At 54.4% G+C, this 14,803-nt stretch carries 12 protein-coding genes; 4 read left to right on the top strand and 8 right to left on the bottom strand.

Annotated elements, in window-relative coordinates:
• Positions 1 to 10 precede the first annotated feature (10 nt).
• Both LDL70_RS00530 and LDL70_RS00535 read left to right on the top strand, forming a co-directional pair.
• Positions 11 to 1,015, top strand: coding sequence for an iron ABC transporter permease (locus tag LDL70_RS00530; RefSeq protein ID WP_225688267.1), 1,005 nt, complete (start codon positions 11 to 13; stop codon positions 1,013 to 1,015).
• Positions 1,012 to 1,785, top strand: a complete 774-nt coding sequence (locus tag LDL70_RS00535; RefSeq protein ID WP_225685911.1) for an ABC transporter ATP-binding protein — start codon at positions 1,012 to 1,014, stop codon at positions 1,783 to 1,785. Before LDL70_RS00530 ends, LDL70_RS00535 begins: the two co-directional genes overlap by 4 nt.
• 49 nt (positions 1,786 to 1,834) lie before the next feature.
• Here LDL70_RS00535 and gyrB read toward each other — a convergent pair whose 3' ends face one another.
• From gyrB to LDL70_RS00550, 3 genes are all read right to left on the bottom strand, one after another.
• Positions 1,835 to 4,306 carry a DNA topoisomerase (ATP-hydrolyzing) subunit B gene (gene gyrB, locus LDL70_RS00540; RefSeq protein WP_370637728.1) on the bottom strand — a complete coding sequence of 824 codons (2,472 nt, stop codon included), beginning with the start codon at positions 4,304 to 4,306 and terminating at the stop codon, positions 1,835 to 1,837.
• Between the two features lie 283 nt (positions 4,307 to 4,589).
• Positions 4,590 to 6,293, bottom strand: coding sequence for a multicopper oxidase CueO (gene cueO, locus LDL70_RS00545; RefSeq protein ID WP_225685920.1), 1,704 nt, complete (start codon positions 6,291 to 6,293; stop codon positions 4,590 to 4,592).
• A gap of 69 nt (positions 6,294 to 6,362) precedes the next feature.
• Complete coding sequence (locus tag LDL70_RS00550) at positions 6,363 to 6,752, bottom strand: hypothetical protein (protein ID WP_213596152.1); 390 nt, start codon at positions 6,750 to 6,752, stop codon at positions 6,363 to 6,365.
• A 336-nt stretch (positions 6,753 to 7,088) separates the two neighbouring features.
• Here LDL70_RS00550 and LDL70_RS00555 point away from each other — a divergent pair, with 336 nt between their 5' ends.
• Complete coding sequence (locus tag LDL70_RS00555) at positions 7,089 to 8,516, top strand: cytochrome P450 (protein WP_225688271.1); 1,428 nt, start codon at positions 7,089 to 7,091, stop codon at positions 8,514 to 8,516.
• A gap of 62 nt (positions 8,517 to 8,578) precedes the next feature.
• Here the strand turns inward: LDL70_RS00555 and fghA are convergent, their stop codons facing one another.
• From fghA to LDL70_RS00580, 5 genes are read right to left on the bottom strand one after another with little or no spacing between them, the layout of a single operon-like run.
• Positions 8,579 to 9,409 (bottom strand): S-formylglutathione hydrolase, encoded by an 831-nt coding sequence (gene fghA, locus LDL70_RS00560; RefSeq protein ID WP_225685929.1) that lies wholly within the window; start codon positions 9,407 to 9,409, stop codon positions 8,579 to 8,581.
• A gap of 3 nt (positions 9,410 to 9,412) precedes the next feature.
• Positions 9,413 to 10,075 carry a DUF1345 domain-containing protein gene (locus LDL70_RS00565; protein WP_225685931.1) on the bottom strand — a complete coding sequence of 221 codons (663 nt, stop codon included), beginning with the start codon at positions 10,073 to 10,075 and terminating at the stop codon, positions 9,413 to 9,415.
• Positions 10,072 to 10,539, bottom strand: coding sequence for a GNAT family N-acetyltransferase (locus LDL70_RS00570; RefSeq protein ID WP_225685933.1), 468 nt, complete (start codon positions 10,537 to 10,539; stop codon positions 10,072 to 10,074). Before LDL70_RS00570 ends, LDL70_RS00565 begins: the two co-directional genes overlap by 4 nt.
• A complete protein-coding gene (locus LDL70_RS00575; RefSeq protein WP_225685935.1) occupies positions 10,539 to 11,651 on the bottom strand; it encodes an S-(hydroxymethyl)glutathione dehydrogenase/class III alcohol dehydrogenase in 1,113 nt (370 codons plus the stop codon). Before LDL70_RS00575 ends, LDL70_RS00570 begins: the two co-directional genes overlap by 1 nt.
• A gap of 29 nt (positions 11,652 to 11,680) precedes the next feature.
• Complete coding sequence (locus LDL70_RS00580; protein ID WP_225685937.1) at positions 11,681 to 11,962, bottom strand: metal/formaldehyde-sensitive transcriptional repressor; 282 nt, start codon at positions 11,960 to 11,962, stop codon at positions 11,681 to 11,683.
• A gap of 150 nt (positions 11,963 to 12,112) precedes the next feature.
• Here LDL70_RS00580 and hrpB point away from each other — a divergent pair, with 150 nt between their 5' ends.
• Positions 12,113 to 14,590 carry an ATP-dependent helicase HrpB gene (gene hrpB, locus LDL70_RS00585; RefSeq protein ID WP_225685939.1) on the top strand — a complete coding sequence of 826 codons (2,478 nt, stop codon included), beginning with the start codon at positions 12,113 to 12,115 and terminating at the stop codon, positions 14,588 to 14,590.
• Positions 14,591 to 14,803 lie beyond the last annotated feature (213 nt).

The following is a 14,803-nucleotide window of genomic DNA, read 5'->3' on the forward strand; positions in this document are numbered from 1 at the left end:
AAATGCTCTAATGGATCAGAACCGGCGCTATTATGGTCTGTTGCTTGCCCTTGGCGTGGTGCTGATCGCCCTGTTTGTCATCTCGCTGCTGACCGGTTCGTCTTCCATCAGTCTTATGCAAGGGCTGTCCGGCCTGTTTGGCTTTGGCGATACTGATACAGTGCTGATTATGCAGCAATTGCGGCTTCCCCGTGCCTTGTTAGGCGCGATGATCGGACTGACGCTCGGACTATCCGGTGCTGCTTTGCAAGGTTATTTACGCAATCCATTGGCGGAGCCCGGATTACTTGGCGTTAGTTCGTCTGCTTCATTCGGCGCAGTACTGGCGCTTTATAGCGGACTGTCTTTGCTGTTTCCTTTAAGTCTGCCGCTGATGGCACTGGGTTTTGCATTTATCGCAGTGATATTGGTGCAGTTTCTGGCAGGAGGTAGCGGTTCGACCATTACGGTTATTCTGTCCGGTGTTGCGGTTTCTGCCTTTGCCGGTGCGCTGACATCACTGGCACTGAGCCTTGCACCCAATCCTTTTGCCCTGATGGAAATTGTTTTCTGGATGCTTGGCTCTTTAAATGACCGTTCCATGAGCCATGTCTGGTTGGTGCTGCCATTTATGAGCCTTGGCTGGCTTATGCTGATCCTGTCCGGCCGTTCACTGGATGCGCTGACTTTGGGGCAGGAAACCGCTGCCAGTATGGGTGTTGATTTACGTAAAGTGCAGTTTCTCGTGGTGGCAGGCACGGCGATGAGTGTCGGCGCGGCAACGGCTGTGGCAGGAGCAATTGGCTTTATCGGGCTGGTAGTGCCGCATGTCTTGCGCCCGTTAGTTGGCTCCCGTCCGTCGCGTCTGCTACCGGCTTCGGCACTGGGCGGAGCGGTGATGTTGCTGGCGGCTGATATTTTTGTGCGCCTCATTCTGCCGGAGAAGGATCTGAAACTCGGCGTTCTGACGGCTTTGATCGGTGCACCATTTTTCCTGCATCTTGTGTGGAGATTGCGCAAAGGAGCAGAAATTTGAGCCTTTTACGCGTTGAAAATCTCTCGGTTTCCCGCCAGCAACGTATCATAATCGACGGAGTTTCTTTCACCATAGGTGAAGGCGAGTTTGTCGGTCTCATCGGCCCGAATGGTGCAGGAAAGTCAACGTTGCTGCGTGCTTTGCTGGCACAACTGTTCTATCAGGGTTCTGTCACTTTGAACGGACAGGAAAGCGCGCAGCTTAAAAGCGTAAAGCGTGCGCAGTTTCTGTCCTATATTGCGCAGGATCGGGAGATCAGCTGGAATATGCGTGTTGAAGCTGTAGTGCAGCTCGGCCGTCTTGCCCGTCTGCCGCAATTCTCCGGTTTGAGCAAAGAGGATCAGCAACAGATTACCTCTGCCATAGAAGCGCTGGAGATTACTCATCTGCGCGATAAATCGGCGCGGGAATTATCCGGCGGTGAACAGGCGCGGGTTCTGATTGCCCGCGCCATTGCGCAGGATACGCCTTTGATGCTGGCCGATGAGCCGGTGGCAGGGCTTGATCCGGCACATCAGCTGGGTTTGATGCAGATTTTCCGTGAGCTTTCCACACGTGGCCGCAGCATTATCTGCACATTGCATGATCTGGGACTGGCTGCGCGCTGGTGTACCCGCCTGCTTTTGTTGAAAGATGGTTGTCTGGTGGCTGATGGCACACCGGCGGATATTCTGAAGGAAGACGTGATCCGCGATCTCTATGGGGTAGAGGTGTTTCGTGCGCAAACACCGGACGGTCTGATTATCCAGCCGACACATATTGTAAGATAAATAAAAAACGCCGGAATTTCCGGCGTTTTTTATGATTATGCAAAATGGATTAAACGTCCAGATTGGCAACGCTAAGCGCATTGTCCTGAATGAACTCGCGGCGTGGTTCCACTTCGTCACCCATCAGGCGCGAGAACAGAGCATCGGCGCTGGTTGCATCGGTCACTTTTACCTGCAGCAGCGAGCGTGCATTCGGATCCAGTGTGGTTTCCCAAAGCTGCTCGGCATTCATTTCGCCAAGACCTTTATAGCGCTGCAGCGACAGGCCTTTGCGGCCGGTTGCAAAAACTGCTTCCAGAAGCTGAAGCGCACCGGAAATGGTTTCGCTCTTATCTTTGCGGCGCAGAACCGGCGGCGTGGAATAAACCTCATGCAGACGTTCGCTGAAACGATCCAGCTGACGGGCATCAGCAGAACCAAGCAGCGCCATGTCAATCATCGCGGTATCTTTTACGCCGCGCAGCATGCGTTCAAAGCGGAAACCCTCTTCCGGTGAATAGGTGCCGCTCCAGCCGCGTTCCATATCTTCGGCGATCATGTCGAGGCGTTTGGCAACAGCATCGGCCAGAGCCTGTGCTTTCGCAGGATCGTTGGACGCTTCCACATTCATCGCACCGGCAATCACAGCCTGCTCGATCACTGCACGGTCGTAGCGTGTATGCAGGCCGTTCAGCACTGTACGCAGATTGCGGGCATCATTGATGATCGACAGCAGATCGGCACTGGCACGGACTTCACCATTACCGAGTTCCAGAGTTGCTTCTTCGAGGCCGGTTTCAATGAGGAAGTCCTCAAAGGCGGCTTCGTTCTTGATATATTGCGAAGACTTGCCGCGTGTCACTTTATAGAGCGGCGGCTGCGCAATATAGATATGGCCGCGCTCAATCAGCTCCGGCATTTGACGGAAGAAGAATGTGAGCAGCAAGGTGCGGATGTGAGCGCCGTCGACGTCAGCATCCGTCATGATAATGATTTTGTGGTAACGCAGCTTTTCCGGATTGAAACCGCTGGTCTCGTCCTTACCAATCGAGGTGCCGAGCGCAGTGATCAGCGTACCGATCTGGTCGGAGGAGAGCATACGGTCAAAACGGGCGCGTTCCACATTGAGGATCTTACCTCGCAGCGGCAGAATAGCCTGATTTTGACGCGAACGACCGCCCTTGGCAGAACCACCAGCCGAGTCACCCTCAACGATGAAGATTTCGGACTTGGCCGGATCACGTTCCTGACAATCTGCCAGCTTGCCCGGCAGGGAGGTGATGTCGAGCGCACCTTTACGGCGTGTCAGATCGCGGGCTTTACGCGCTGCTTCACGCGCGGCAGCCGCTTCCACAACCTTGGACATCAGCACTTTGGCTTCACTTGGATGTTCTTCCAGCCATGTGGCCAGCGCTTCATTAACGAGGCTTTCCACGACAGGGCGAACTTCCGAAGACACCAGCTTGTCTTTGGTCTGGGATGAGAATTTCGGATCCGGTACTTTGACGGAAAGCACAGCTGTCAGACCTTCACGGCAGTCATCACCGGTCAGATTGACTTTCTCTTTCTTGGCAATGCCGGAGCTTTCCGCATAGCCGGTCATCTGACGGGTCAGCGCACCGCGGAAACCGGCAAGATGTGTGCCGCCGTCGCGCTGCGGGATATTATTGGTGAAGCACAGCACGCGCTCATGATAGGTGTCGTTCCACCACATGGCGACTTCAACGGTCATGCCGTCTTTTTCGCTGATAATATAGATTGGATTTTCAAGCAGTGCTTTTTTGGACTGGTCGAGATATTTGACAAATTCCTGCAGACCACCGTCATAATGCAGAACCTGCTCAATCACATCCGCATGGCGCTTATCAGCCAGTTTGATGCGCACGCCGGAATTCAGGAATGCCAGCTCACGCAGACGGCGTTCCAGCGTTTCATAGCTGAATTCAACCATGGTGAAAGTGTCCGGCGACGGCAGGAAGCTGACTTCCGTACCGGTTTCATCGCCCGCATTGCCGGTTTCCACCAGCGGTGCATCAGCCACACCATGGGTAAAGCTCATTTCATGAATTTTACCGGCGCGACGGATTTTAAGCTTCAGCCAGATGGAAAGCGCGTTCACCACGGAAACGCCCACGCCGTGCAGACCACCGGAAACCTTATAGGAGTTCTGGTCGAATTTACCGCCTGCGTGCAGCTGGGTCATGATAACCTCAGCGGCAGACACGCCTTCTTCCTTATGGATGTCGGTCGGAATACCACGGCCGTTATCGGTTACAGTGCAGGAACCGTCGGCATTCAGTGTCACGGTAACCAGTGTCGCATGACCGGCAAGCGCCTCGTCAATCGCGTTATCCACCACCTCGTAAACCATGTGATGCAGGCCGGAGCCGTCATCCGTATCACCGATATACATGCCCGGGCGCTTGCGCACCGCATCAAGCCCTTTCAGAACGCGGATGGAATCCGCGCCATATTCAGGATTAGTCGCATTGATATCTGCGGAAAGGTTCTCGCCTTGAGGATTTTCAGTGGTCTCGCTCATGAAAGACTTTCGTTAGCGTTGCCGTAAGGCTTATGCCGTCCGGTAAAAAATTTGGCTGATTATAGATTCCGGCTTACCGGAACGGGCCGGAAAGTGCTGAAACGAATCAGGCTGAAATGGTCTCTTTAATATAGTCGCTGAGAGCCGATTTACCAAATTTTAGCGCTGAAAAACGGCATAATTACCAGTTTTTATGTAATAAACCGCGCCCGAGGCGAAAGGCCTTGCAAGAGCCTGTCTGCATCGGGCGCAGATATGTTCAATTCTGCTTCAAAAGCGCGGATCAGACAGTTACAAACTGTCCCATCATGCCGACATCTTCATGCTCCAGCACATGGCAATGGAACATGAACGGATGTGAGCGTTTGCCCTCTGCTTTGAAGTGAACCAGCAATTCGGCTTCCCCGTCGACCAGCACAGTGTCTTTCCATCCGGCCTGATAATCCGGTGCTGCCTGACCGTTTTTGGACAGGACACGGAAATTGGCACCGTGAATATGGAACGGGTGTCCCATTTCAACAGATTTCAGCTTCCAGATTTCCATGGAACCGAGCTTGGCTTCCACATCCACACGGCTCATGTCGAAAGGCTTATCCGCAATCGACATGGTGATGCCGGAGGTGGCAGCAGTCAGCGACGGTCCCATCTGGTCAGCTGAACGTGCCGAATGTTCGCCATGATCCATCTCTCCGGACATCATTTCCTGCATCTTTGACGGTTGCGGCATTTGCATCTGCCCCATCTGGCTGTGATCCATTTTGCTATGGTCCATCTGCCCCATTTGACCCATCGGGGAGCTTTCGCCGCCCATCATTTTCTTGCGCATCATCGCCATGTTACCGGCCATGTTTTCATCAAAGACGAAAGAGCGGGTTTTGGCGGATTTGGCCGGATCGGCAGCAGCCGGTTCTTCCAATGCGGAAACAAGCTTCATCACATCGGCTTTCAGACCATCGCTCACCTCAAAACGCATCAGATACTCAAGGCTTTGTGCATCACCCAGTTTCGGTGTTCTGCCGGAGCCGTCATCAGGCAGGCTGGTAAAGTCCGCAGCCATACCATTGGAGAAATCGACCAGCACTTCATAGCGCTCACCCGGTGCAATGGTCAGAATATCCACTGCTGCCGGTTTGGCGAGGAAGCCGCCATCGGAAGCAATCGCGTGCATCATCCGGCCATCGCTGAAATGGAAGTGATAATTGCGCGAATTGGAGGCATTGAGCAGGCGCAGGCGCACAATGCTTTGCGGCACTGTGGCAACAGGGGCAATAGCACCGTTGACGGTGAGATATTGACCGCGGAAACCATGCATCAGATCCATGAAATCCGGCGCATAAACATTGTCACCGTCAATCACGCGGCGATCCTGAAATACCAGAAACAGGTCGTCAGTGCCGAATGTATCCGGCAGGCCGCGTTCACGGTCACCGCCATCGCTGACATGCAACATACCGGCCGCACCCATATGTGCCTGACGGGCGGTTTCCATATGTGTATGCGGATGGAACCAGTTGAACGATGCCGGTTGATTGATGTCAAATTCCGGCTGCCATGTAGCGCCCGCATTAATCACATTATGCGGGCCTCCATCCATATCAGACGGGATCATCAGCCCGTGCCAATGCAGAGTGGTGACTTCATCCATCGCATTTTCAATAGCGAAACGCACATGGGATTTGTTTTGCAGGCGTAGAACAGGGCCGAAATAATTACCATTAATACCGGCGGAAGCGGCGCTGCTGCCAGCCTGAAAATTGTGGCGGCCTTTAGCGATCTTCAGTTTTACCAAACCGCTATTATCCGGCTGCAAAAGAGCGGGATGGGGCAGTTTCACACCTGCTGGAGCAGCAGATGCGGCAGGTGCCATATTGTGCATATCATGGGCGCCCTGTGCGCTTGCACGGTTGAGATGCAGAGCTGGCAGGGTAACAGCGGACAGACCACCAAGGCCGAACAGCATGGCCTGACGACGGTTAAGTGTTTTCATCGGAATACTCCGTTTATGTCAGAAAATATTATCACCTGCGCCGAAGGTCAGCGCGGTGCATTGTGATTTTCAGGCACAAACAGAAATGGGAGGGCGATCGGAAAGGGCAGGCGGCAGTCCGTGTAAGACCTGCATATAGGGCGCGCTTAGTGCGCGCGGAAAGGCATCAATTTGTGCCATAACCGGTGCTACAGGAACAGGCATAACACAGCCGCTGACCGCACAGGCCATGCCCTTGGTGCTGTGATGCTGGCCGGTTTCCGGTGCTTTATTGTGCTGCCCGTGATCCGTTGTTTCATGTGCCGGCGCAACATGTGTAATTTCGGCTGCAAGCGGCATAACAGGTGTGTAAGCCTGTGCAGACATCTGAAAGGCACAAAACTGCAGCATCATGAACGCAAGCAGAAACAGCATAAGCCGGTATGGCAGGCTGATAATGCTGTTGATTGCGGATGACACGGAAGCGGGCTTTCATATTTCTCTGAAGTTAACAGCACATATAGGCAGGCGGGACAGCCTTGACCAGTGCGCGTTCCAAGTTTCCTGTCAGATAATTACGGCAAAATTTGCGGGATCGCTGTTTTGCCTTATTGTCTTTCCTATATCTGTTTGAGGTAGTCGCTGTTTCCGGTGCTGCCAGAGCCTTTACAGCGCATTCAACTTGCTGTGTACGCTCTGGATTCTTGAGTGACGCATGCTTGCGGACGTTGAATGAAGACATTTAACTGCGGCATGCGTTTGGGGGCACAAGGCTGATACCAGAACAGCATGATGAAACATTTTCAGGATGGCATCATGACTGAATTGCTACGATCTTCACTTTCAAATGCCGGTGCAATTCCGGCAAAGCATCCTTTTGTGCCACCGGCACCGGTTCCGCGAAAAGATCCGGTCGGGCGGCTGGAGCTGATGCGGATTGTCTATCGTAACCCGTTAGAGCTTTGGGGCGAGCCTTCCTATAATGAGCCGTGGGTTGAGGTAAACTGGCTCGGTATGCATACGATTATCGCCAATGATCCGGCGCTGATCCGTCATGTTTTAGTGGAAAATCCGCAAAATTATCCGATGGGCACCATCCGTCAGCGCGTATTGCGCCCGATCCTGCGTGACGGGTTGCTGACCGCCGAAGGCTCGACATGGCGGCGCTCACGCAAAGCTATGGCACCGGTGTTCACGCCGCGTCATATTCATGGCTTCGCTGATGCCATGCTGAAAAGCGCGCAGACCTTCACCAACCGCTATCGCATATCCGGCACGGTGACAGATGTGTCGCGGGATATGACATTGCTGACCTATGATATTCTGGCTGAGACACTATTTTCCGGCGAGATTGCCGGTGACCCGAAGGAATTTGCACGCCAGACAGACCGGCTGTTTGAAACGATGGGACGGGTCGATCCGTTTGATCTGCTCGGCGCGCCGGACTGGTTGCCCCGCCTGACACAATTGCGTGGCCGCCGTTCATTAGGCTTTTTCCGTTCCATTGTGGCGGAGACCATTCAGCTGCGCAAAGAGCGGATGGATCGTGGTGAAGCCGTGCCGAATGATTTCCTGACACTGTTATTGCAGACGGAAGCTTCTGCTGAAAAACCGGATGGCCTGTCGCGGGATGAGATCGAGGATAATCTGATTACCTTTATCGGTGCAGGGCATGAAACGACTGCCCGTGCCCTTGGCTGGACACTCTATCTGCTGGCGCAAGCCCCATCAGAGCGTGCTGTTGTTGAGGCGGAAATTGATGCATTCATGAATGGTGAAGGCAAGGATTTACCGCCGCATCAATGGCTGGAAAAACTACCGCTGACCCGCGCCGCTTTTGAGGAGGCGATGCGGCTTTATCCGCCTGCACCGTCGATCAACCGTGAGGCGCTTGCGGATGATCAGTTCGGTGATCTGAAAATTCCGGCAGGTACGGCGGTGATCGTGATGCCGTGGACAATCCACCGGCACCGGAAATACTGGGATAATCCGGAGGCATTTATTCCGGCGCGGTTCCATCCGCAAAACCGCGATAAGATCGACCGTTTTCAGTATCTGCCATTCGGTGCGGGGCCGCGCGTCTGTATCGGCGGCAGTTTTGCTATGCAGGAGGCGGTGATCGCCTTGGCGGTTCTGTTGTCCAAACATCGTTTTGATATGGTGGGAAATGCAAAACCATGGCCGGTACAGAAACTGACCACTCAGCCTAAAAACGGTTTGCTGATGAAGGTGACGCCGCGCTGAGTTTCAGCGCGGCATATATTCCGGCTTTGCCGTGCCATTTGCAGACCGTTAAAACCGGAATATCACAGGCGGGCAGCGTGCCAACGCAAATGCTCATCCATAAAGGTCGAGATGAAATAATAGGAATGGTCATAGCCTTCCCGCATATTCAATGTGAGCGGGATGGCCGCCTTGGCACAGGCTTCCTGTAGCAGCCACGGGCGCAGACCATCATCCAGAAAACTGTCCGCTGTGCCCTGATCGACCAGCAGGCTTTCAATCCGGTGACCGTCTTCAATCAGCGCGGTTGTGTCATAAGTGCGCCATGCACTCTGATCACTGCCGAGATATTTCTCAAAGGCAGGTTTTGACCATCCGGCGGTGGAAGGCTGGGCGATTGGCGCAAAGGCCGAAACAGATTTAAAACGTTCTGGATTTTTCAGGGCAATGGTGATTGCGCCATGGCCGCCCATGGAGTGGCCGGTGATGGCCTGACGGGACATATCCAGCGGAAATTCCTGAGCCACCAGTTCGGTCAGTTCTTCCGTGATATAGCTGTAGATCCGGTAGTTTTTGGCAAAAGGCGCTTCTGTGGCATCAAGATAGAAACCAGCACCTTTACCGAACTGCCAGTTATCCGGCTCGTCCGGCACATCATCACCGCGCGGGCTGGTATCAGGGCAGAGAATAGCAATGCCAAGCTCGGCAGCAAGGCGGCGATATTCGCCTTTATCCATCACATTTTGATGGGTGCAGGTCAGGCCGGAGAGATACCACAAAACCGGCACGGGGCCGTGTTCTGCCTGCGGTGGCAGGAACAAAGCAAAAGTCATATCACACTGGCAGGCTGCACTTTTATGGCGATAGACGCCCTGAGTGCCGCCGAAGGCTTTTGCCTTTGAAATGATTTCCATGAACTAACTCCCCAGAGCCACAGCAACATTGACGGCTGCGGCCACAAGTACGGTATTGAAGAAAAAGGAAACGATACTGTGCAGCAGAGTGACCTTGCGCATGGCCGGTGTCGTGACGCTGGTATCGGAGGTTTGTGCGGTCATGCCTATTACATAAGCAAAATAGACAAAGTCATAACCGGAGGGCTCCGGCGTGTTCGGAAATTCAAAACCGCCTTTATGTTTGCGTCCTGAGCTTCCGTCTTTGAGCGCGGTCTGATCAGGTTCCCAGTACAGATGCGCATAATGCATGGCTGTCATCATATGAATGGTAAACCAGCCAAGCGGCACCGCTGCCAGTGTCGCAGCAAATGTGAACAGATCATGCTGTTGCTGCTGCTGGTTTATCAGAATGAACAGCGAGGTGATGGAGGAAATCACAGTCGCAAAAGTGACCAGAAAAATAATCCAGACCGGCTCGTCAGTGCTTGCAGCATGTTTCTTCAAGTAAGCTGAACTTAAATGCGGCAAGGCTCTTAAAGCCATGAGCAGATAGAGGATGAAGAAACAATTGACCGCAATTACCGGTGCCGGTGAGAGAGAAAAAATCCGGCAGATCAGAAAGACTGCCGCGCCGCATGCCGCTGCAATATAGAAGGACATATGACGGCGCAGCAGAAAATTCATACAGAGGCTCCGTTTGCCGGTTCCAGACGCATGTCGATATGCGGAATGCCGTCTTCCAGATATTCTTCGGAAATGGCGACAAAACCAAAAGAACCGTAGAATTTCTGCAAATGGCTTTGCCCGCCCAGCTCAATTGGCTGGTCAGGAAAGCGTGCTTGCGCAAAATCAACAGCTTCCTGCATCAGGCGCTGGCCGAGTTTATAGCCCCGATAGTTTGACGCTACCACAACACGGCCGATTTTTACTGCTTCATTCTCTTCCGGTGGCAGAACCCGCAGCGTTGCCGCGAGTTCCTCACCATCAAGAATGCTCAGGTGAAATGCACCAATATCCTTGCCGTCAATTTCTGCAAAAGCGCAATTTTGTTCGACAATAAAGACATCCATGCGTAGTTTCAGCATTGCATAGAGTGCGCGTGGTGTCAGATCGTCGATCTCGTTCCAGCGGGAAACAAACTGTTTCATCAGAATGTAATCACCGAACGGATGGATTTGCCTTCATGCATCAGATCAAACGCGGTGTTGATCTCATCAAGTGGCATTTTATGGGTGATCAGATCATCAATATTGATCTTGCCGTCCATGTACCAGTCAACGATTTTTGGCACATCGGTACGACCACGCGCGCCGCCGAATGCTGTGCCTTTCCAGACGCGGCCGGTGACCAGCTGGAACGGACGGGTGGCGATTTCTTTACCTGCTTCAGCCACGCCGATGATGATGCTTTCACCCCAGCCGCGATGGCAGCATTCCAGCGCCTGACGCATCACATCGGTATTACCGGTTGCGTCGAAGGAATAATCGGCACCGCCGTCAGTCAGGTCCTGAATGGCCTGCACCACCTTGTCATTGCCGATTTCACGCGGATTGATGAAGTCGGTCATGCCGAATTTCTTCGCCATTTCCACTTTGGCCGGATTAATATCAACGCCGATGATCTTATCGGCACCAACCATGCGGGCACCCTGAATAACATTGAGGCCGATACCGCCGAGGCCGAACACCACAACATTGGAACCCGGACGCACTTTGGCGGTATAAATCACCGCGCCGATACCGGTGGTAACACCACAGCCGATATAGCAGATCTTGTCGAAAGGCGCATCTTCACGCACTTTGGCCAGCGCGATTTCCGGCAGAACGGTGAAGTTCGAGAAGGTCGAGCAGCCCATATAATGGAAGATTTCGCCGCCGTCGCAGGAGAAGCGCGAAGTACGATCCGGCATCAGACCCTGACCCTGCGTGGCGCGGATCGAGGTGCAGAGATTGGAACGCTGCGACAGGCAGGTTTTGCACGAACGGCATTCCGGTGTGTAAAGCGGGATCACATGGTCGCCCGGACGCAGCGTGGTAACACCGGCACCGACTTCGCGCACAATGCCTGCACCTTCATGGCCGAGAATGGCCGGAAATTTGCCTTCTGAATCAAGGCCGGACAGCGTATAGGCGTCGGTGTGGCACACGCCCGTTGCCATCACTTCCACCAGAACTTCACCGGCTTTCGGACCACCGATTTCGATTGTTTCAATAGTGAGGGGCTTATTGGCCTCCCAGGCAACGGCTGCGCGCGATTTCATGGCTTTGTTCCTCTTAAATCAGTGGTCTTTTATTTCAGATAAGAGCGGATAATCCGCATAAGCTGGTCGATTTCTGTATCCATTTCAGCCGGAGACAGGGTTTTCTGCGGCTGTTGGAAGGTCTCTTTTAAATGGCTTTCCATAACTTCCGCCATCAGGCCGGTAGCGGCACCACGCATGGCGGCAAGCTGCTGTAAAAGCGCACCGCATTCTGTGCCTTCCTCAACCGCGCGCTCCAATGCCTCCGCCTGACCTTTGATGCGGCGCAGGCGTGTCATGACGCGTTTCTTGGCTTCCGGTGAGTGGGGCATAGTTTTCTACCGATGAATATGGTGATGAAAATATATACTATGGGGGAGTATGTCAATTGATGTGCCATATCTGCTCCTCAAGAATAGTAAAGCATAACGCGGCTGTTTATAATTCGCAGCAATCAGAATCATTTATCAGGTGCGTTGTCTTTGCCTCAGCAGTCCGTTTCATCCCTTCCGCTTTTGCCTGTCCGTGAGGCGCTGCCGCAACTGGATCATGCCTTGCAGGCTGGCGGTTCTGCCGTTCTGGTTGCGCCGCCCGGTGCGGGTAAGACAACTTTGGTGCCGCTGCATCTTTTACAGGCAGACTGGCGCAATGGTGGGCGGATTATTGTGCTGGAACCGCGCAGGCTGGCGGCGCGTGCTGCGGCCACGCAAATGGCACGCCTGTTGGGCGAAGAGGTTGGCAAAACGGTCGGTTACCGGATGCGCCTCGACAGCCGTTTTAATGCGCAGACGCAAATTCTGGTGGTCACGGAAGGCGTGTTCGCCCGTATGATCCTCGATGATCCGGAATTATCCGGTATCAGTGCGGTGCTGTTTGATGAATTCCATGAGCGCAGTCTGGATGCTGATTTCGGACTGGCGCTGGCGCTGGACGTGCAGGGAGCCTTGCGCCCTGATCTCAAAATTCTGGTGATGTCGGCAACGCTTGACGGTGCGCGGGTGGCGGAACTGCTGGATAATGCGCCGGTTGTTGAGAGTGAAGGTCGCAGTTTTCCGGTTGAAATCCGCTATCAGGAACGCAAAGCCGATGAGCGGATTGAAGATGCTATGGCGCGGACAATTCGTGCCGTTCTGGCGGATGAACAGGGGAGCCTGCTGTGTTTTCTGCCCGGTCAGGGCGAGATTGAGCGTACAGTTCGTGCCCTTGAAGGGCGCGTTGGTGAGCATGTGATGCTCTGCCCGCTCTACGGAGCGATGGACGGGCGCGATCAGGATGCGGCGATTAAGCCGGCTCGGCAAGGCACGCGCAAAGTGGTGCTGGCAACTTCGATTGCCGAAACCTCGATCACTATCGACGGCGTGCGGGTGGTGATCGACAGCGGGTTGTCGCGCCAGCCGCGTTTTGAACCGGCAACCGGTCTGACGCGGCTGGAAACCGTGCGTGCATCGCAGGCGGCGATTACCCAGCGGGCAGGGCGTGCGGGGCGAACCCAATCCGGTATAGCGATCCGGCTCTGGCATGAGGGGCAAACATCTTCCCTGCCACGCTTTACCGCACCGGAAATTCTGGAAGCTGATTTGTCGTCGCTGCTGCTCGATTGTGCGGCATGGGGCGTGCAAAATGTCAGCGATTTACGTTTGCTCGATCAACCCTCAGCAGCCAGCCTGAAAGAAGCGGCAACCTTGCTGAAGCGGCTTGGCGCACTGGATGCAGACGGGCGGCTGACAACGTCCGGCGAGCAGATCAGAAAACTGGCTTTGCCGGTGCGGCTTGCGCATATGGTGGCAGAGGCTGCCAATCGCGGCGAGGCATTGCAGGCGGCAGAGCTTGCCGTGCTGATGACCGAGCGCGGCCTTGGCGGTAATGATGTTGATCTCGATGCGCGGCTTTCCCGCTTTCGTCGGGATCGCGGTGACCGTGCGCAAAAGGCACGCGGACTGGCACGCTCGCTGATTAAAGATTTACCAGCGGCCAATGTGCAAAACAAAGAAGATGCCCATGCCGGCCGCCTGCTGCTGGATGCCTATCCGGATCGCGTGGCCAAAGCGCGTGGCAATGGTGGGCAGTTTATTCTGGCCAATGGGCGCGGTGGTGAGCTGGATGCCAGTCAGCATCTCTCCCGCGCGCCATGGCTGGTGGTTGCAGATCTGACCGGACGGGCAGGGGCGCAGCGTATTCTCTCGGCCGCTGAGGTGAGTGAAGAGGATATCCGCAAGAGCTTAGCGAGTCAGATCGAGGGCGGACAACAGGTTGTCTATGACCCTGAACGCAAAGCTCTGCGTGCCCGCGAGGCGGTACGGTTGGGGGCAATAACCCTGTCGGAGAAAAATCTGGCAGCGCCATCGGGTGAAGCTGCTGACTTGGGCGTTATTCAGGCCGTGCGCCAATATGGTTTGGATGTTCTGCCTTGGGATAAGTCAGCTTTGACGCTGCGCCGCCGTCTTGGCTGGCTTTATCGTGGGCTTGGTGAGCCATGGCCGTCGATGGATGATGAGCATCTGCTGGCAACATTGGAAGACTGGTTACTTCCGTTCCTGACCGGTGAGGCGCGGCTCGATAAAATCAGTCAAACTGCTTTGATGAATGGCCTGCGCGCTCTCGTGCCGTTTGATCTGCAACGGCAGATTGATACGCTGGCACCAACACATTTTACGGTGCCGACCGGCTCCAATATCGCGATTAATTACGAAGGTGATGAACCGGTGATTGCCGTGCGGGTGCAGGAATTGTTCGGTCTGACAACGCATCCTTCCATTGCCCGCGATACGGTGCCGCTGCTGCTGGAGTTACTATCTCCGGCGCACCGGCCGATCCAGATCACCCGCGATTTGCCGAATTTCTGGAAAGGCTCATGGGCCGATGTGCGCACCGATATGCGCGGCCGTTATCCCCGCCATGTCTGGCCGGAAAATCCCGCAGAGGCTGATCCCACTCGGCGTGCCAAACCACGGGGGACATAATATTCCAACTCTTGCGGCCTGCAAACGGCGTTCCTCTGTGCTTCCGGTACTCATGTACTTTAGTACATTCCGTTCCGGTTCTCGATGAACACCGTTTTCGTCTCGCCATAGTTGAAATATAGCGTCGCAATTGCCCTGCGGCAGGATGGCGCAGATTTGCTTGCGTACATGCCGATTTTGCCGCATAAGGCATTTTATGCGCGATAATTTACG

This window comes from Pseudochrobactrum sp. XF203 (assembly GCF_020341615.1).
In the GTDB taxonomy this organism is placed as follows: domain Bacteria; phylum Pseudomonadota; class Alphaproteobacteria; order Rhizobiales; family Rhizobiaceae; genus Pseudochrobactrum; species Pseudochrobactrum saccharolyticum.

Excerpts from the sequence above, each read along its gene's own strand:
- LDL70_RS00530 (WP_225688267.1), top strand. The coding sequence starts at position 11 with ATGGATCAGAACCGGCGCTATTATGGTCTGTTGCTTGCCCTTGGCGTG.
- gyrB (WP_370637728.1), bottom strand. The coding sequence starts at position 4,306 with ATGAGCGAGACCACTGAAAATCCTCAAGGCGAGAACCTTTCCGCAGAT.
- cueO (WP_225685920.1), bottom strand. The coding sequence starts at position 6,293 with ATGAAAACACTTAACCGTCGTCAGGCCATGCTGTTCGGCCTTGGTGGT.
- LDL70_RS00555 (WP_225688271.1), top strand. The coding sequence starts at position 7,089 with ATGACTGAATTGCTACGATCTTCACTTTCAAATGCCGGTGCAATTCCG.
- fghA (WP_225685929.1), bottom strand. The coding sequence starts at position 9,409 with ATGGAAATCATTTCAAAGGCAAAAGCCTTCGGCGGCACTCAGGGCGTC.
- LDL70_RS00565 (WP_225685931.1), bottom strand. The coding sequence starts at position 10,075 with ATGAATTTTCTGCTGCGCCGTCATATGTCCTTCTATATTGCAGCGGCA.
- LDL70_RS00570 (WP_225685933.1), bottom strand. The coding sequence starts at position 10,539 with ATGAAACAGTTTGTTTCCCGCTGGAACGAGATCGACGATCTGACACCA.
- LDL70_RS00575 (WP_225685935.1), bottom strand. The coding sequence starts at position 11,651 with ATGAAATCGCGCGCAGCCGTTGCCTGGGAGGCCAATAAGCCCCTCACT.
- LDL70_RS00580 (WP_225685937.1), bottom strand. The coding sequence starts at position 11,962 with ATGCCCCACTCACCGGAAGCCAAGAAACGCGTCATGACACGCCTGCGC.